Consider the following 17,165-nt stretch of genomic DNA (forward strand, 5'->3'; position numbering starts at 1 on the left):
TGGTAACAGGCGATGGCGGGCGGGCTCCAGTGAGAGCGGGATTTGTGTCGCCAGTCGTCAGACCGAGTCGCGCTCATCGCGAGCAAGCTCGCTCCCACAGGGGGACTCGATCAAACTGTGGGAGCGAGCTTGCTCGCGATGAGGCCCTTAAAGCCGCCAAAGAACCTCAGACAGCCAGCAACCGCTCACGCAACTTGCCAATCTCATCACGCAACTGCGCCGCCGCCTCGAACTCCAGGTCCCGGGCCAGTTGGTACATTTTCTCTTCCAACTGGCGGATGCGCTTGGTGATTTCGCTCGGCGAGCGCAGTTCGGCCTCGTAACGAGCGCTCTCTTCGGCCGCCTTGGCCATGCCCTTGCGCTTCTTGCTGCGCGAGCCAGGCACGGTGGCGCCCTCCATGATGTCGGCGACGTCCTTGAACACGCCCTTGGGGGTGATGCCGTTGGCCAGGTTGAAGGCGATCTGCTTGTCGCGACGGCGCTCGGTCTCGCCGATGGCCCGCTCCATGGAGCCAGTGATGCGGTCGGCATACAGAATCGCCCGGCCATTGAGGTTACGCGCCGCGCGACCGATGGTCTGGATCAGCGAACGCTCGGAACGCAGGAAACCTTCCTTGTCGGCGTCGAGAATCGCCACCAGCGACACTTCCGGCATGTCCAGGCCTTCGCGCAGCAGGTTGATGCCCACCAGCACATCGAAGGTGCCCAGGCGCAGGTCGCGGATAATCTCGACCCGCTCCACGGTGTCGATGTCCGAGTGCAGGTAGCGCACCCGCACACCATGGTCGGCCAGGTAGTCGGTGAGGTCTTCGGCCATGCGCTTGGTCAGCGTGGTGACCAGCACCCGCTCCTCCACCGCCACTCGCTTGGAGATTTCCGAGAGCAGGTCATCGACCTGGGTCAACGCCGGGCGCACCTCGACTTGCGGGTCCACCAGCCCGGTCGGCCGCACCACTTGCTCGACCACGCGGCCGGCATGCTCAGCCTCGTAGTTGCCGGGGGTGGCCGAGACAAAAATCGTCTGCGGGCTCACGCTTTCCCATTCGTCGAAGCGCATCGGTCGGTTGTCCAGCGCCGAGGGCAGGCGGAAGCCGTACTCCACCAGGGTTTCCTTGCGCGAACGGTCGCCTTTGTACATGGCGCCGACCTGGGGCACGCTGACGTGGGATTCGTCAATGACCAGCAAGGCATCGGCCGGCAGGTAGTCATACAAGGTGGGCGGTGGCGCGCCCGCCGGACGGCCCGACAGGTAGCGCGAGTAGTTTTCGATGCCGTTGCAGTAGCCCAGCTCCAGGATCATCTCCAGGTCGAACCGGGTCCGCTGCTCCAGGCGCTGGGCTTCCACCAACTTGTTGTTCGAACGCAGGTATTCCAGGCGCTCCTGCAACTCGACCTTGATCCCTTCGATGGCGTCCAGCAGGGTTTCCCGGGGCGTCACGTAGTGGCTCTTGGGGTAGAAGGTGAAGCGTGGCAACTTGCGGATCACTTCGCCGGTCAGCGGGTCGAACGCCGAGAGACTCTCCACTTCATCGTCGAACAGCTCGATGCGGATCGCTTCCAGGTCCGATTCCGCCGGGTAGACGTCGATCACATCGCCACGCACCCGGAACGTCGCCCGGGCGAAATCCATGTCGTTGCGGGTGTACTGCAAGTCCGCCAGGCGCCGCAGCAAGGCGCGCTGGTCGAGTTTGTCGCCACGGTCCACGTGCAGCACCATCTTCAGGTAGGTTTCCGGGCTGCCCAGGCCGTAGATGCACGACACCGTGGTGACGATGATCGCGTCCTTGCGCTCGAGCAAGGCCTTGGTCGCCGACAGTCGCATCTGTTCGATGTGGTCGTTGATCGAGGCATCCTTCTCGATGAAGGTGTCCGACGACGGCACGTAGGCCTCGGGCTGGTAGTAGTCGTAGTAGGAAACGAAGTACTCCACGGCGTTATTCGGGAAAAACGCCTTGAACTCACCGTACAGCTGCGCCGCCAGGGTCTTGTTCGGCGCCAGCACCAGGGTCGGGCGCTGAATCTGGGCGATCACGTTGGCAATGCTGAAGGTCTTGCCCGAGCCGGTCACACCGAGCAGCGTCTGGTGCGCCAGCCCGGCCTCGATGCCCTCGACCATCAGGCGGATGGCTTCCGGCTGATCGCCGGCGGGCTGGAAGCGGGTGACTAGCTGGAATTCAGACATGACATAACCTCTGGATTCACCCCTGTCGGCCAGCCGACAGGAACGAGAAAGACCGAAACGACTGATGTCGCCCGAGGAAAAAACTGGAATGCACACAATGTGGAGGTGAATGCCTTCGCTTTCAAGACGAACGTCCTACACGCCTTGAAGACTTTGACGCGGCGAGAGGACTAACGGTCGAAAAAAATCGTAAAAACTTAGCGTAAAAACCGAATCGCCTGTCGCCGTGCCGGGTGATGGCCTCTATACTAGCTCCCCGTTTGTGCACCGCTCTAGTGCATTCGGCTGGAGCGCCACATCTCCCCTCACTCTCCATTAGAGCCGCGCAATAATGAGCCTGTTTTCCGCTGTCGAATTGGCACCCCGCGACCCCATCCTGGGCCTCAACGAAGCTTTCAACGCCGACACCCGTACCAATAAGGTCAACCTGGGTGTAGGTGTTTACTGCAATGAAGAGGGGCGTATTCCACTCCTGCGCGCCGTTGTCGAGGCCGAGACGGCTCGCGTGGCTCAGCACGTTTCCCGTGGCTACCTGCCGATCGACGGCATTGCCGCCTACGACCAGGCTGTGCAGACCTTGCTGTTCGGCAAGGATTCGCCGCTGATCGCCTCCGGTCGCGTCATCACCACCCAGGCCGTGGGCGGCACCGGTGCACTGAAGATCGGTGCCGACTTCCTCAAGCAACTGCTGCCTGATGCCGTCGTCGCCATCAGCGACCCAAGCTGGGAAAACCACCGCGCCCTGTTCGAAACCGCCGGCTTCCCGGTGCAGAACTACCGCTACTACGACGCCGCCACCCACGACGTGAACCGCAGCGGCCTGCTGGAAGACCTCAACGCCCTGCCCGACCGCTCGATCGTTGTGCTGCACGCCTGCTGCCACAACCCGACCGGCGTGGACCTGAGCCCGGAAGACTGGAAAAACGTGCTGGCCGTGGTCAAGGCCAAGAACCACGTTCCGTTCCTGGACATGGCTTACCAGGGCTTCGGCACCGGTATCGACGAAGACGCGGCGGCCGTGCGCCTGTTCGCCGAGTCGGGCCTGACCTTCTTTGCCTCCAGCTCGTTCTCCAAGTCGTTCTCGCTGTACGGCGAGCGCGTCGGCGCCCTGTCGATCGTCAGCGAATCGAAAGAAGAAAGTGCCCGCGTGCTGTCCCAGGTCAAGCGCGTGATCCGCACCAACTACTCCAACCCACCGACCCACGGCGCCAGTATCGTTGCCGCCGTGCTCAACAGCCCGGAACTGCGGGCCCAGTGGGAAGCCGAGCTGGCCGAAATGCGCCTGCGCATTCGCGGCATGCGCGTCCAGATGGTGGACATGCTGGCCAAGGCCGCCCCGCACCACGACTTCAGCTTCGTCGCACGCCAGAGCGGGATGTTCTCCTACTCCGGCCTGACCGTTGAACAAGTGACGCGCCTGCGCAACGAGTTCGGCATCTATGCCCTGGACACCGGTCGCATCTGCGTGGCCGCGCTGAACCAGAACAACATCGATGCGGTGACCAAGGCCATCGTCCAGGTGATCTGACGCCTCGACGCCGGATGAAAAACGGGAAGCCATTGGCTTCCCGTTTTTTTTGGCCTGATGCTTCTGTGGCCTGCTTCTGTGGCCTGCTTCTGTGGCGAGGGAGCTTGCTCCCGCTGGGCTGCGAAGCAGCCCCAAAAATGCTTGGTTAAATCAGCCTGAAATACCGAGGTGGCTGGCTTTAGGGCTGCTTCGCAGCCCAGCGGGAGCAAGCTCCCTCGCCACAAAAGCAAAACCACCAAAGCAAAACCACCAAAGCAAGGCCACAAAAGCATCTGGCACGACTCTCGGTGAGCCTACAACTCCGTCGCCCGCTGGCTCGCCGCATCGTCATAAATGACATACAACGACTCGGCCACCTGGCTCTTGATCGCCTTGGTGCTTTCCAGCCCCAGGACAAAGCCCTCGGCCTTGCCGCCGGCGCGGTTCAGTTCTTCGGCGGTGCTGGCCTGGGTGATGGCGTCGTACAGTTTCTCGGCATGAGGCCCCACGCCCTTGGGCAAGCTGATCTGGGCGGTACTCACAAGAGCACCTCGGCGCGGCGGACACTGAGAAGGGGTAACAGGTGGTTCATGGCGCGTACCTTAATGTCGGCGAATGGCCGGCAGCGCGTCCTGCCACTTCCGGGCGACCATGGTAGTCCTCTCCTGCCCTGGCGGTAACTGCCAATCGTTGATTGACCGTCAAAGGGCACCAGGAATGCGCCGTCCGGCAATGGACGCTTGACTTCTCTTTGCCAATCAGTAACATACGCGCCATTCCGCGATAGCTCAGTTGGTAGAGCAAGTGACTGTTAATCACTGGGTCCCTGGTTCGAGTCCAGGTCGTGGAGCCAGACAGCAACAAACAAAAGCCCCTGAATCGAAAGATCCAGGGGCTTTTTTGTGGGTAAAAAATAGACTAATGGCCGTATATGCCTGGCCGAGGTCGCTACCGGAACAATAATCCGGCGCCAAAAAGGCATTATGGTCCGGATCCTGCTTTCTTTTCTCCAACAACCCAAGCTGTCACGTGAGCGTCATGACCGGGCCGCAAACTGGCTCTGTCCGCCAACAACAGCTTCATAAAAACAAGGACGAAGGTATGCCCACACAAAACCCCCATCGCATCGTCGGCCTGTGCACCTCCAGCAAGGTGTACAACGTGCTGACCGAACTCAAGCAACTGGAAGGCCACCGCAGCGCCAAGTTCCTTTCCCTGCTGGCGGAAAACCTGGTGCGCAAGGGCCTGCTCAACGAGCAGGAAGTGGTGCACATGCTCGATCTGGTCGTCGATTGAGCGGCATCGATTCCTACTATTGAGCCGGTTGATTTTTCGTTACCCCCACTGAGTCGTAAGGTAACCCCATCGATTGATGGAGGTTTCCCATGCCCAAGGTTCAAATCATGTCTGTCATTGGCAGCGCCGTCCCCGCCCCACTCCGGGAGCTCGGGTTGCTGGCCTGCTGGTATCTGGTGCAAGACGGCGTAACCATCAGCGGCCCGCTGACTTCACTGCCCGCCGCCCAGGCCCTGTCGCAACGTATTGGCCCCTACCTGCTGAGCGCCTAAGGCAACTGCACCCGCGGTGTGGTTTCGACGAACAGGGCCCAACTCGACATGAACAGCGCGGCGATCAGCGGCCCGATCACGAAGCCATTGAGCCCGAACACCGCCAGCCCGCCCAGTGTCGAGACCAGCACCATGTAGTCGGGCATCTTGGTGTCCTTGCCCACCAGGATCGGACGCAGGAAGTTGTCCACCAGGCCGATCACGAACACCCCGAACAGCGTCAGCACCACGCCCTGCCAGATCGCCCCCGAAAGCAGGAAATACACCGCCACCGGCGCCCAGACGAGGCCCGCCCCCACCGCCGGCAACAACGACAGGAACGCCATCAGCACCGCCCAGGGCAACACCGTTGGAATCCCCAGGACCCAGAAGATCAGCCCACCCAGCGCCCCCTGGCTGATGGCGACCAGCAGGTTGCCTTTTACCGTGGCGCGCACCACCCGATTGAATTTCAACTGCAGGCGGCGCTTTTGGTGTTCGGCCAAGGGAACGGCCGTGCGCACCTTGCGCACCAGCTCCGCGCCGTCGCGCAGAAAGAAGAACAGCAGGTAGATCATCACGAAGAAGCTGACCAGGAACTGAAAGGTCCCCTGCCCGAAACTGAAGGCCTGGGTGGCGAAGAACTCGCTGCCCTGCATCGCGCTCTTGACGATCTTGTCGCGCAAGCCGTTCAGGTTGCCCAGGCCGAAGCGGTCCAGCAGATGCTGAAAGTACGGCGGCAAGGCATCCTTGAAACGGGCCAGGTAATCGGCAATGTCCAGTTCTCCGCTTTCCAGGCTCTTGTACAGCGCCGCGCCTTCCTGGACCAACAACGTACTGATGATGATCACCGGCAAGATCGCGCTGACCACGCAGATGCTCAACGTGAACAGCGAGGTGACATTGCGGTGCCAGCCGAATTTCAACTGCAGGCGTCGCTGCATCGGCGCAAAGACGATGCCCAGGATCACCGCCCAGAACACCGCGCCGTAAAACGGCAGCAGAATCCAGATGAACGCAATGGTGACCAGCACCAGGAGCAACATCTGGGCTTTGTTTTGCAGCATCTTTCGATTCATCAGCTTTCCATGTCCAAAGGCGGGATAAACATTAGTCAGCCAGGACTCGTGGGAGTGCCTTCTCGTTTGCGCCGTGCATTGATTCAGATCAATAGGGCCTGGCCGACCATGGGCTACCCTCGCCGCCTTTTGCGATCCGACGCCATCATGACCCTCGCCGCCCCCGAACTACTGGCCCCCGCCGGCACCCTGAAAAACATGCGCTATGCCTTCGCCTACGGTGCCGATGCGGTGTATGCCGGCCAGCCGCGCTACAGCCTGCGAGTGCGCAACAACGAGTTCGACCATGCGAACCTGGCCTTGGGTATTGCCGAGGCCCAGGCCATGGGCAAGCGCTTCTACGTGGTGGTGAACATTGCCCCGCACAACGCCAAGCTGCGCACCTTCCTCAAAGACCTTGAACCGGTGATTGCCATGGCGCCGGACGCGCTGATCATGTCCGACCCGGGGCTGATCATGCTGGTGCGCCGGCACTTCCCACAGATGCCGATTCACCTGTCGGTGCAGGCCAACACGGTGAACTGGGCGAGCGTCGAGTTCTGGCAGCAGCAGGGCTTGAGCCGGATCATCCTGTCCCGGGAACTGTCTCTGGAGGAAATCGCCGAGATCCGCGAGCAGGTGCCGGCCATGGAGCTGGAAGTGTTCGTCCACGGAGCGCTGTGCATGGCCTATTCCGGGCGCTGCCTGCTGTCCGGCTATTTGAACAAGCGCGACGCCAACCAGGGCAGTTGCACCAACGCCTGTCGCTGGAAATATTCGGCCCAACCGGCGGTGGAAAACGCCGTGGGCGACATTGTGCAGAGCTATCAGCCCGAGCCGACCCTGGGCCTCGGCGCGCCCACCGACCAGGTGTTTTTGCTTCAGGAAGCCAATCGCCCGGAAGAATCCATGCCGGCCTTCGAGGACGAGCACGGCACCTACATCATGAATGCCAAGGACCTGCGCGCCGTACAACACGTCGAGCGCCTGGCGCGCATGGGTGTGCATTCGCTGAAGATCGAAGGCCGGACCAAGTCGCACTTCTATTGCGCGCGCACCACCCAGGTGTATCGCCAGGCCATCGATGACGCGGTGGCCGGCCGGGAATTTGATCGTGGCCTGATGACCGACCTGGAGTCCCTGGCCCAGCGCGGCTACACCGAAGGTTTTCTAAGGCGCCACGTGCACGACGAATACCAGAACTACCAGAACGGCAGCTCAGTGTCGGAGCGCCAGCAGTTCGTCGGCGAACTGACCGGCGAACGGCGCGAACGCCTGGCCGAAGTAAAGGTGAAGAACCGCTTTGGCCTTGGCGATCACATGGAACTGATGACCCCCAAGGGCAATTTCCACTTCGACCTGCATCACTTGCAGAACGCCAAAGGCCAGGGCATCGAGGTGGCACCGGGGGATGGGCACGTGGTGTACGTGCCCATCCCGGATGCGGTGGATCTGCGGTTCGGGTTGTTGATGCGCGATGTGCGCGAGCCTTAGCACTGGCACCGATCCAATAATGCAGGCGCCGCAGAACACTGTGGGAGCGAGCTTGCTCGCGATGGCGTCGGATCAGCCAATATTCATTTGACTGACACACCGCTATCGCGAGCAAGCTCGCTCCCACAGGTTTGGGACGGTCTGCCGTGCACGGCAAGAACTGCCGAAGGCTGCGATCCGTCTTTCTCGATAAGACCCGGTTGCCCAGGTGAAAACATCTGGATCGAGAGCAAAAGATCGCAGCCTTCGGCAGCTCCTGCTGCGATGGGATCAGATCCGGAACTGCCCCACCAGCTTGCCCAGGCGCTGGCCCAGGTCGGCCAGGCTGCGGGAAGTCTGGGCGCCGAGTTGGGTCTCGTCGGCGACGCTGTCCACGGCCACGGCGATCTGATGCACGCTGCGGTTGATTTCCTCGGCCACCGCGGTCTGTTCTTCGGCAGCGCTGGCGATCTGGGCGTTCATCGAGTTGATGGTGCCGATCAGTTGCGCCATGGTGTCCAGGGAGGCGCCGGCCTCGTTGGCCCGTTCCGAGGTGCCGTCACCGGCCTCACTAGAACGGCGCATCGCTTCCACCGCCGCGTGGGTGCCTGATTGCAGGCGATCGATCATGCCCTGGATTTCCTGGGTGCTCTGCTGGGTCCGGCTGGCCAGGGCCCGCACTTCATCGGCCACCACCGCAAAACCACGCCCGGCCTCGCCAGCACGCGCGGCCTCGATAGCGGCGTTGAGGGCCAGCAGGTTGGTCTGCTCGGCAATCGAACGAATCACCCCGAGCACGCTGACAATCGAGGCCACGTCCTGCTGCAGGCTATCCAGGGACACGCCACTGCTGCGGATATCGTTCACCAACGCATGAATCTGCTGGATGCTGCCGGCCACCACGCGCTTGGCCGACTGTCCTTCCTCGTCGGTCTGCTGGGCCGCGACGGCGGCGCCTTGGGCACTGCGGGCGACTTCCTGGGCCGCCGAGGACATTTCGTTGATCGCCGTGGCGACTTGATCGGTTTCGTGGCGCTGACGTTCCATCGCCTGCTCGGAGCGCTGGGCCTGCTCGGAAACTTGGGTCACCAGACCGGTCAGTTGCGAGGTCATGTCGGTGATCTGCCGCACCAGGCCGTGGATCTTGTCGACGAAGCGGTTGAACGAACCGGCCAACTGGCCAAGCTCGTCCTGGCTGGTGATAGCCAGCCGACGGGTCAGGTCGCCCTCACCTGCGGCGATGTCGTCGAGGTTGTCCTTCATCAGGTTCAAGGGACGCAGGATCGTGTTGGCGAGCACCAGGCCCACCACTGCAATCACCAGCAACACCACCGCGGCGATCCCGACGATGCTCAAGATCACGCCTTGCAGACGTTCATGGACCGTGGCTTGCACCAACGCCACCTGGCCTTCGATGCCGTCCAGGTTGACCGAGCTGCCGACTGCCAGGTCCCACTTGGACAGGTATTCGGTGTAGCCGAGCTTGGGCACCAGGTCTTTGCTGTTGGGCAGCGGCGAGCTGTATTCGAGGTAGTGAGTCCCGTCCTTGGCGACTTTCACCAGGTCGCGGTTGACGTAGACACCGTTCGGGTCGCGGTTGTCCTTGAAACTCTTGCCCACGCCATCGGGGCTGTTGGCCTTGAACAGACGAATGGTCTCGGAGTCGTAGCCGAAGAAATAGCCGTCCTTGCCGTAGCTGATGTTCGACAGCAGCTTGATCGCCTGGGCACGCGCCTCGTTATCGCCAGGCGCGGCGGCATCGTAGAGCGGCTTGATGGCGGTCAGGCCCACCGCCACGTAGTTCTGCAGCGTGGCCTTGGCCTCGCTGAGCAGGCGCTCGCGGGTCTGCTGGACCTCTTTGCTAGCTTGCTCCTTCAAGATGAAAGCCGTGGTCAGGCTGATGATCACGGCGGACAGCAATACCGGCAGTATCGCAAGGGACAGGACTTTAGCCTTCAGGCTCAGGCGCATGCTGTTCACTCTTGTAGGTGTTATTGGCGTGGTTAGCTGTATTAACGGCATCGCACGGCAAAACTGTAGGGCAAGGTGAACGGTCCGTCGGCAGGGTCGTTGGATTCAGGACCTCATCGCGAGCAAGCTCGCTCCCACAGGGGAACGCATTCCACTGTGGGAGATTCTATGTTGCAGGGCAACCCTGCAACATAGGCTTCGGCTGGTATTCGCTCTGATTTTTCATCAAGGCAAATGCCACCCGGCAGAGCTTGCGAGCAAGCACCACCAATGCCTGGGTTTTTGAGAAACCTCTGACCAGGTACGACTCATAAAACGGTTTCCATCTAGGCGAGCGACATGCCGTCATTGCAGCGATATGAGCTAAGCGGCGTATTTCTGGATCCCCCTTTTTACTCAGGTACCGGGGACCGTTCTTTTTTCCAGAATCATCGACCCGCAGGTCCATCCCTAAAAACGCGATAAATGCATCGCTGTCCGCAAAATCACCTCGCATAAAACTCGTCGCCAACCCAGTTGCGACCAGTTCACCAACGCCTTCGATGGCTTTGCAGCGGTCGATATTCGCCTCAATTCCCGACTCTTTGCTGACTTTTTGTAGCAACTTCTGGATGGCCTGAATCGCCTCTTTAAACGCTTTTTGCTGAGCAATCAGCGCTTTTTTTAACAAGGGTTCGTCGGCCCAGCTCAACATAAGACCCGCGTGATTCTTGACCAGCGTCGCGCGCCGATGAAGCAGGCTTTTTAATGTCGTGTAGGCCTTCGGTGGCGGGTTCCAGAGCCGCAGCTCGTGCTGTTCATTGGTCAAATACCGCGCCAGCAGACGGGCATCACAAGGATCGTTCTTAGCTCTTTGGCCGATGCCGCGACGATAGTTGCTCACCCGGTAAGCATCCACGACATAGACCTGATGACCCATCGCGTGAGCCAGCTCGACGGTATCCAGGTGATAGATATTGGTGGCTTCAACGGCAAGAGCGCTTTGGGCGGGCAACGTTTTTAGCCAGCGTTTGAGGGCTGTTCGATCATTCTTGATAGTGTCGATGGTTTGCAGATCAGAGCGATAAACAACAATTTCGGCCTTGGCTATATCGATACCAACAACCGTCTGCGAGGTAAGGATTGTCATGACGAATCCTCGGAGCTAGGGTTTAGGTGCTTGTTGGGGTCTACCTTTGCGCTGGCTTGTCTCTATCGTCGGTTTTACCGATGAATTCCTTATTGGCGCTTTGGGTAGAAAGGGCGGGACGAGAAGTCTCCCACGGTCCGTACTGGCTAGAGTCGGAATCGAGCTTTTAGTCCCGCCCACCCCTTCAAGTCTAAACATACAAGCGAGCTTGCTCGCGATTGAGGCAACTCGGTATTGAGGTTACAACACCATCGCCGCCACCCAACCAAACACCAGCAGCGGCAGGTTGTAGTGGATGAAGGTCGGGACCACGGTGTCCCAGATGTGATGGTGCTGGCCGTCGATGTTCAGGCCGGAGGTCGGGCCCAGGGTCGAGTCCGAGGCGGGCGAGCCGGCATCGCCCAGGGCGCCGGCGGTGCCGACGATGCAGACGATCGCCAGCGGGCTGAAGCCCAGTTGCAGGCACAGTGGTACGAAAATCGTCGCCAGGATCGGCACCGTGGAAAACGACGAGCCGATGCCCATGGTCACCAGCAGCCCCACCAGCAACATCATCAGCGCGCCGACGCCCTTGTTGTGGCCGATCCAGGCCGCCGAAGACTCCACCAGGCTCTGGACTTCGCCGGTGGCCTTCATCACTTCGGCGAAGCCTGAGGCCGCGATCATGATGAAGCCGATCATCGCCATCATCTTCATGCCTTCGGTGAACAGGTCGTCAGTCTCGCGCCAGCGCACCACCCCCGACAGCGAGAAAATCAGGAACCCGACCAGGGCGCCGATGATCATCGAGTCCACCAGCAGTTGCACCGCGAACGCCGCCGCCACCGCAAACCCGGCCACCATCAGGCTCAGCGGGTTGTAGTTCACCTTCACCTGCTCGACCCGGGCAATTTTCTTCAGGTCGTAGACGCGCTTCTTGCGGTAGGAGAACAACGACAACAGCAAGCCAAACACCATGCCCAGCGCCGGAATGCCCATGGCATGGGTGACGTTGATGCCGCTGACGTCCACACCGCTGCGGGCGATGTTGGCCAGGAGGATTTCGTTGAGGAAGATATTGCCGAAACCCACTGGCAGGAACATGTAGGGCGTGATCAGGCCGAAGGTCATGACGCAGGCGATCAACCGGCGGTCCAACTGCAGCTTGGTCAGTACGTAGAGCAGCGGCGGCACCAGCAGCGGGATGAAAGCGATGTGGATCGGCAAAATGTTCTGGGAGGCGACCGCGACCGTTCCCAGCAGACCGATCAGCACCCATTTGACGCCCGTGCCGCCGGCAGCGTCCTGGCGATCCACCAGGGCCAGGGCTTTGTCCGCCAGGGCGTGGGCCATGCCGGACTTGGCAATCGCCACGGCGAAGGCACCGAGCAAGGCGTAGGACAACGCCACTGTCGCACCGCCACCCAGGCCGGCATTGAACGCCTTGAGCGTCGCCTCGATCCCCAGGCCGCCCGTGAGGCCACCCACCAACGCGCCGATAATCAGCGCGATCACCACATGCACGCGGGACAGGCTGAGCACCAGCATGACGCCAACCGCGGCAATTACTGCATTTATCATCATTACCTCAAAGCACAGCGATGGAAAGCCACCGGACAAAAAGGTCGCGACTTTGCAGCAAGCGGCGGCAAGCTGCAAGGGCCGTGGGGCGGGTTTTCAAGTCTCGCAATATTTGCAGCCACCACTGCCCCCTGTGGGAGCGAGCTTGCTCGCGATAGCGGTCTGACAGTCCATGCATCATTGCCTGACACACCGCCATCGCGAGCAAGCTCGCTCCCACAGGGGGGTGGACTTCAGCGCTTGGGCAATTCGATCACCACCTTCAACCCACCCCACTCGCTGTCGTCCAACGCCAGCAGGCCGCCCCAGGTGTCGACGATGTCCCGCACGATGCCCAGGCCCAGGCCGTGTCCATCGGTCTGTTCATCCAGTCGCGTGCCGCGGCTGAACACCTGGTCGCGGCGATCCCTGGGAATGCCGGGGCCGTCGTCTTCCACGGCCAGGCTGAACCCGTCGGCTGTCTCGATCATGGTCAGTCGCACTTCGGCGTCGGCCCATTTGCAGGCGTTGTCCAGCAGGTTGCCCAGCAGTTCCAGCAGGTCTTCACGATCCCACGGCAGGTGCAGGCCAGACGGGGCGACGTAGCTCAGGTGCAGGTGTTCGCCGTGGATCATGTTCAGTGTGGCCAGCAACCCCGGCAGCTCGGCGTCGCAGTCCAGGTGCGCGCCGGGCAAGGCATCGCCGGACAAGCGGGCGCGGTTGAGTTCGCGGTTCAGGCGCTGGCGGACCTGCTCCAGTTGCTCGAGCAACAGTTTGCGCAGCTCGGGATACGGGTCGAGCTTCTCGTTCGACGCCAGGCTTTGCAGCACCGCCAGCGGGGTCTTCAAGGCATGGCCGAGGTTGCCCAGGGCGTTGCGCGAACGCTTGAGGCTGTCCTCGGTGTGGGCCAGCAGATGGTTGATTTGCGCCACCAGCGGCTCCAGTTCCCGCGGCACCTGTTCGTCGAGTTGCGAACGCTGCCCGCGCTGTAACTGGGCAATCTGCTCCCGCGCCCGGTCCAGCGGACGCAAGGCGCGGCGCACGGTGATGCGGTGCAGCAACAGAATCAACAGCAGCCCCGCCAACCCCAGCCCGAGGCCGATCTGCTGCATTCGGCGGAAGCTGTCACGCACCGGCGTGTAATCCTGGGCCACGCTGATGGAGATCGCCTGGCCCAGCCGTCGATAGTCGGTACGCAGCACCAGCAGCTTCTGACCCTCAGGCCCCAGTTGCAGGTTGCTGTGCAGGCCCGGGTGGTCGAGCCGGGGCAATTCCTGGTCCCACAGGGAGCGGGAGCGCCAGTGCACATCGGCAAAGTCGATGCGGAAATAATGCCCGGAAAACGGCCGCTGATAGGCCGGCGACAAACGTCGTTCATCCAGTTGCAGCCCCTGCGGGCCGCGCACCAGGGCCACCAGCAGGTTTTCGCTGTCGTTGCGCAGCCCGGCTTCCAGGTAACGCTGCAAGCCCAGCTCGAACAGCCACAGGCTGGTCTGTGCCAGGACCAGGCCGACCACCACCATCACACCGATCAACCCCAGGCTCAGGCACCGCTGGATGGATCTCACTGCGCCTGCCCGCCGAACAGGTAACCCTGGCCGCGACGGGTTTCGATCACACTGCGTCCCAGTTTGCGCCGCAGGTGATTGACGTGGACTTCGAGCACGTTGGAGTCGCGCTCGGTCTCACCGTCATACAGGTGTTCGGCGAGATGGCTTTTGGAAAGGATCTGCTCGGGATGCAGCATGAAATAGCGCAACAGGCGGAACTCGGCCGCCGTGAGCTGGATGTCGGTGCCGTCGCGGACCACGCACTGGCGACTCTCATCCAGGTGCAATCCGGCCGATTTCAGCGTCGGCTGGTTGACCTGGCCGTGGGAGCGGCGCAGCAACGCCTGGATCCGCAACTGCAGCTCCTCAGGATGAAAAGGTTTGGTCAGGTAATCGTCGGCCCCGGCCTTGAGGCCTTCGATGCGCTCGGCCCAGGACCCGCGTGCGGTAAGGATCAACACCGGCGTGCTCAGGCCACCGGCACGCCATTGGGCGAGCACCTCGAGCCCCGGCACACCCGGCAGGCCGAGATCGAGGATGATCAGGTCGTAGGGTTCGCTGCTGCCCTGGTACACCGCGTCGCGACCATCGGCGAGCCAGTCGACAGCGTAGCCCTGGCGTGCAAGCCCGGCCATCAGTTCGTCGGCCAGGGGCACATGATCTTCCACCAGAAGCAGGCGCATCAGTCTTCCTTATCTTTGAGTAGGCGGCCGGTCGCGGCCTCCAGGTCCAATTCGCGCACGACGCCGTCGGTGTCCAGCAATTCGACCTCATAAATATAGACGCCGTGCTTTTCCTCCAGCTCGGCTTCCAGCAGTTTGGCGCCGGGATGCAAGTCCAGCGCCTGTTGCAGCAGGTGCTCCAGCGGCAAGATCACACCCTGCTGGCGCAGTTGCAGGGCCTCGTCCTGATCCAGGTCCCGGGCCACGGCCAGCGAACAAAACGCCAGCAGCGCCAGCGCCCATCGACTATGGGCGCGCAGATTAAGCTTCATTACGTATCCTGATGATTCTTGAGCACCTTGCCGTTGGTGGCGTCCAATTCCAGATCCCACTCAATGCCCTTCGTATCGCGCAGATCCACCTGGTAAATGTACTTGCCGTACTCTTCGTCCAGCTCGGTATCGGTCAAGGTGGCGCCAGGGTGTTCGGCCAGGGCAGCGGCGTTGAGTTTTTCAAAGGACAGGATGGTACCAGCGTCTTGCAGTTTGCGGGCTTCGTCCGTGTCCAGGTCTCGTGCGTGAACCAGGCTGGTTCCCAGTGCCATGAGGGTCGCGATGAAAAAGGCAGTCAGGCGGTTCATGGGTTATCTCCTTCTTATAATCTTTACCGGGGGGACTGTATCGGGGTGAACTTAACTGAAACTGAATGGCCATCATGGAACCCACATCAATGTGGGAGCGAGCTTGCTCGCGATGGCGGTCTATCCGTTGATATCGATGTGACAGAACTGACGCTATCGCGAGCGAGCTCGCTCCCACAGGGTTTTGTGTCGTTATAATCAGCCGCTTACCCGTATTCGAGACCGGTATGACCGCCATCCACATCAAGTTTCCCGCCCTCACCCTCAAGGCCGGCCCCCGTGCGTTCGGGCGGATTCGCCAGGCCGGCTTGAACGCCGCCGACGTCGGTATCCTGCCGGGCGCTGCCGGTGGTCCCAAGGCCCTGGGCATCCAGGGGCTGGACCTGGCGCTGTTCGGCGAATGGCTGCCCACCGAGCCCCGGGAGCGCTCGCTGATCGGGGCCTCGGTGGGTGCCTGGCGCTTCGCCAGCGCCTGCCTGCCGGATGCCGCCGAGGGAATCCGGCGCCTGGGCACGCTGTACAACGAACAAAGCTTTGCCAAAGGCGTGACCATGGCCGGGGTCAGCCAGAGCTCGCAACGCATGCTCGATGATTTGCTCGACGGCCGCGACGCTTCGATCCTCGATAACCCGCGATACCGGCTCAACATCATGGTGGTCAAGAGCCACGGCCTGCTGGCCCAGGATCATCGCGGCCGACTGGGCCTGGGCTTGTCGTCGGTGATCGCCGACAACCTGCGAGGCCGGGCACGGCTGTCGCGGCATTTCGAACGGCTGATCATTCATGACCCGCGCCTGGCCCCGCCCCTGCATCCGTTGAATGACTTTCCGTCACGCTTCGTTCCGCTGGCGGCCGGCAACCTGCGCCAGGCCCTGCTGGCCTCGGGCTCGATCCCGATGGTCATGGAAGGCGTGCGCGACCTGCCGGGTGCCGGGGCTGGCACCTACCGCGACGGCGGTCTGCTGGACTACCACCTCGACCTGCCGTACAGCGGCGAAGACATCGTGCTCTATCCACACTTCACCGACCGGGTCATTCCCGGCTGGTTCGACAAGGGCCTGCCGTGGCGCCGGGGCAACGTCGACCGCCTGCAAGACGTGCTGTTGCTGGCACCGTCGCGTGAATACCTGGCGCGCCTGCCCTACGGCAAACTGCCGGACCGCAACGACTTCAAGCGTTTCATGGGCGATGACCCGAGCCGCCGCCAGTACTGGCGCACGGCGATGGACGAGAGCCGTCGGCTCGGTGATGAGTTCCTGGAGCTGACGGCCAACGGCGGGTTGGGCGGGCGTTTGCTGACCCTTTAGTCAGCACGGTCGCGCAACGCCGTTATCAAACTGATAAACTCCGCCGCCTGCCTCGCGACCGATATCTAAAGAGCCCGAACCTGTGGAAATTTTCAAAGAGTTTACCTTCGAATCCGCCCACCGCCTGCCCCACGTGCCGGACGGCCACAAGTGCGGCCGTCTTCACGGCCACTCGTTCAAGGTGGCGATTCACCTGAGCGGCGACATCGACCCGCACACGGGCTGGATTCGCGACTTCTCGGAAATCAAGGCGATCTTCAAGCCGCTCTACGAGCGCCTGGACCACAACTACCTCAACGACATTCCTGGCCTGGAAAACCCCACCAGCGAAGTGTTGGCCAAGTGGATCTGGAATGAATTGAAGCCATTGCTGCCGGAACTCAGCGCCATCCGCATCCATGAGACCTGCACGAGCGGTTGCATCTACCACGGCGAATAAAACCTGTGGGATCCGCCTGTAGGGTCCCACCTGTGGGAGCAAAGCTTGCTCGCGATAAAGATTGCACGGTCTCTTCGGAACCGAGGCGCCTGTATCGCGGGCAAGCCTTGCTCCCACAAAATCTGGCGCCACCATTGGGGTTTCCCTGTCCCGTCAGCATT

General features: G+C 61.6%; 16 protein-coding genes, 1 tRNA gene and 1 pseudogene. 7 read left to right on the top strand and 11 right to left on the bottom strand.

Annotation, left to right across the window (positions count from 1 at the left end; all coding sequences use genetic code 11):
* Nucleotides 1-166: 166 nt before the first annotated feature.
* Entirely contained in the window at nt 167-2,182 is a 2,016-nt protein-coding gene (gene uvrB / locus LOY50_RS19020; RefSeq protein WP_214510500.1) for an excinuclease ABC subunit UvrB, read from the bottom strand.
* A 331-nt stretch (nt 2,183-2,513) separates the two neighbouring features.
* On the opposite strand from uvrB, the gene LOY50_RS19025 reads away from it, so the two are divergent.
* Nucleotides 2,514-3,710 (top strand): amino acid aminotransferase, encoded by a 1,197-nt coding sequence (locus tag LOY50_RS19025; RefSeq protein WP_253476598.1) that lies wholly within the window; start codon nt 2,514-2,516, stop codon nt 3,708-3,710.
* A 293-nt stretch (nt 3,711-4,003) separates the two neighbouring features.
* Here the strand turns inward: LOY50_RS19025 and LOY50_RS19030 are convergent, their stop codons facing one another.
* Entirely contained in the window at nt 4,004-4,231 is a 228-nt protein-coding gene (locus LOY50_RS19030; RefSeq protein WP_018612405.1) for a hypothetical protein, read from the bottom strand.
* A gap of 235 nt (nt 4,232-4,466) precedes the next feature.
* Here LOY50_RS19030 and LOY50_RS19035 point away from each other — a divergent pair.
* The 3 genes from LOY50_RS19035 to LOY50_RS19045 all read left to right on the top strand — a co-directional run bounded on the left by LOY50_RS19035 (nt 4,467) and on the right by LOY50_RS19045 (nt 5,257).
* Nucleotides 4,467-4,542, top strand: a tRNA-Asn gene (locus LOY50_RS19035).
* Between the two features lie 248 nt (nt 4,543-4,790).
* Complete coding sequence (locus tag LOY50_RS19040; protein WP_003203896.1) at nt 4,791-4,985, top strand: hypothetical protein; 195 nt, start codon at nt 4,791-4,793, stop codon at nt 4,983-4,985.
* Between the two features lie 89 nt (nt 4,986-5,074).
* Nucleotides 5,075-5,257: a hypothetical protein gene (locus LOY50_RS19045; RefSeq protein WP_003203898.1), complete on the top strand. Its 183-nt coding sequence runs from the start codon at nt 5,075-5,077 to the stop codon at nt 5,255-5,257.
* Here LOY50_RS19045 and LOY50_RS19050 read toward each other — a convergent pair.
* Nucleotides 5,254-6,315 carry an AI-2E family transporter gene (locus tag LOY50_RS19050; protein WP_253476600.1) on the bottom strand — a complete coding sequence of 354 codons (1,062 nt, stop codon included), beginning with the start codon at nt 6,313-6,315 and terminating at the stop codon, nt 5,254-5,256. The two genes, LOY50_RS19045 and LOY50_RS19050, sit on opposite strands and share 4 nt — an antisense overlap.
* Nucleotides 6,316-6,462: 147 nt before the next feature.
* Between LOY50_RS19050 and yegQ the strand changes: the two genes are divergently transcribed.
* The gene (yegQ, locus tag LOY50_RS19055; RefSeq protein ID WP_253476602.1) at nt 6,463-7,788 is read left to right on the top strand and encodes a tRNA 5-hydroxyuridine modification protein YegQ; all 1,326 of its coding nucleotides are present in this window, start codon (nt 6,463-6,465) and stop codon (nt 7,786-7,788) included.
* Nucleotides 7,789-8,058: 270 nt separating this feature from the next.
* On the opposite strand, the gene LOY50_RS29180 is transcribed toward yegQ, so the two are convergent.
* From LOY50_RS29180 to LOY50_RS19090, 8 genes and pseudogenes are all read right to left on the bottom strand, one after another.
* Complete coding sequence (locus tag LOY50_RS29180; RefSeq protein WP_371914218.1) at nt 8,059-8,880, bottom strand: methyl-accepting chemotaxis protein; 822 nt, start codon at nt 8,878-8,880, stop codon at nt 8,059-8,061.
* A gap of 84 nt (nt 8,881-8,964) precedes the next feature.
* A pseudogene (locus tag LOY50_RS29185) lies at nt 8,965-9,789 on the bottom strand (cache domain-containing protein); the annotation flags it as partial.
* A 115-nt stretch (nt 9,790-9,904) separates the two neighbouring features.
* Entirely contained in the window at nt 9,905-10,867 is a 963-nt protein-coding gene (locus LOY50_RS19065; RefSeq protein ID WP_018603751.1) for an IS110 family transposase, read from the bottom strand.
* 240 nt (nt 10,868-11,107) lie between these two features.
* Complete coding sequence (locus tag LOY50_RS19070) at nt 11,108-12,424, bottom strand: Na+/H+ antiporter family protein (protein ID WP_253478611.1); 1,317 nt, start codon at nt 12,422-12,424, stop codon at nt 11,108-11,110.
* 236 nt (nt 12,425-12,660) lie between these two features.
* On the bottom strand, nt 12,661-13,974 hold the full coding sequence (locus LOY50_RS19075; protein ID WP_253476606.1) for a sensor histidine kinase: 1,314 nt from the start codon (nt 13,972-13,974) through the stop codon (nt 12,661-12,663).
* Nucleotides 13,971-14,639 (bottom strand): response regulator transcription factor, encoded by a 669-nt coding sequence (locus LOY50_RS19080; RefSeq protein WP_063320294.1) that lies wholly within the window; start codon nt 14,637-14,639, stop codon nt 13,971-13,973. Before LOY50_RS19080 ends, LOY50_RS19075 begins: the two co-directional genes overlap by 4 nt.
* A complete protein-coding gene (locus tag LOY50_RS19085; RefSeq protein ID WP_134925124.1) occupies nt 14,639-14,950 on the bottom strand; it encodes a PepSY domain-containing protein in 312 nt (103 codons plus the stop codon). The genes LOY50_RS19080 and LOY50_RS19085 overlap by 1 nt, the downstream gene beginning before the upstream one ends.
* Nucleotides 14,950-15,258 carry a PepSY domain-containing protein gene (locus LOY50_RS19090; RefSeq protein WP_063320292.1) on the bottom strand — a complete coding sequence of 103 codons (309 nt, stop codon included), beginning with the start codon at nt 15,256-15,258 and terminating at the stop codon, nt 14,950-14,952. The genes LOY50_RS19085 and LOY50_RS19090 overlap by 1 nt, the downstream gene beginning before the upstream one ends.
* A 227-nt stretch (nt 15,259-15,485) precedes the next feature.
* Here LOY50_RS19090 and LOY50_RS19095 point away from each other — a divergent pair, with 227 nt between their 5' ends.
* Together LOY50_RS19095 and queD are read left to right on the top strand one after the other, a co-directional pair.
* The gene (locus LOY50_RS19095) at nt 15,486-16,565 is read left to right on the top strand and encodes a patatin-like phospholipase family protein (protein ID WP_258688864.1); all 1,080 of its coding nucleotides are present in this window, start codon (nt 15,486-15,488) and stop codon (nt 16,563-16,565) included.
* 82 nt (nt 16,566-16,647) lie between these two features.
* Nucleotides 16,648-17,004, top strand: a complete 357-nt coding sequence (queD, locus tag LOY50_RS19100; RefSeq protein ID WP_003203918.1) for a 6-carboxytetrahydropterin synthase QueD — start codon at nt 16,648-16,650, stop codon at nt 17,002-17,004.
* Nucleotides 17,005-17,165: the final 161 nt, after the last annotated feature.

It is taken from the genome of Pseudomonas sp. B21-010 (genome assembly GCF_024749325.1).
Taxonomy (GTDB): domain Bacteria; phylum Pseudomonadota; class Gammaproteobacteria; order Pseudomonadales; family Pseudomonadaceae; genus Aquipseudomonas; species Aquipseudomonas kilonensis.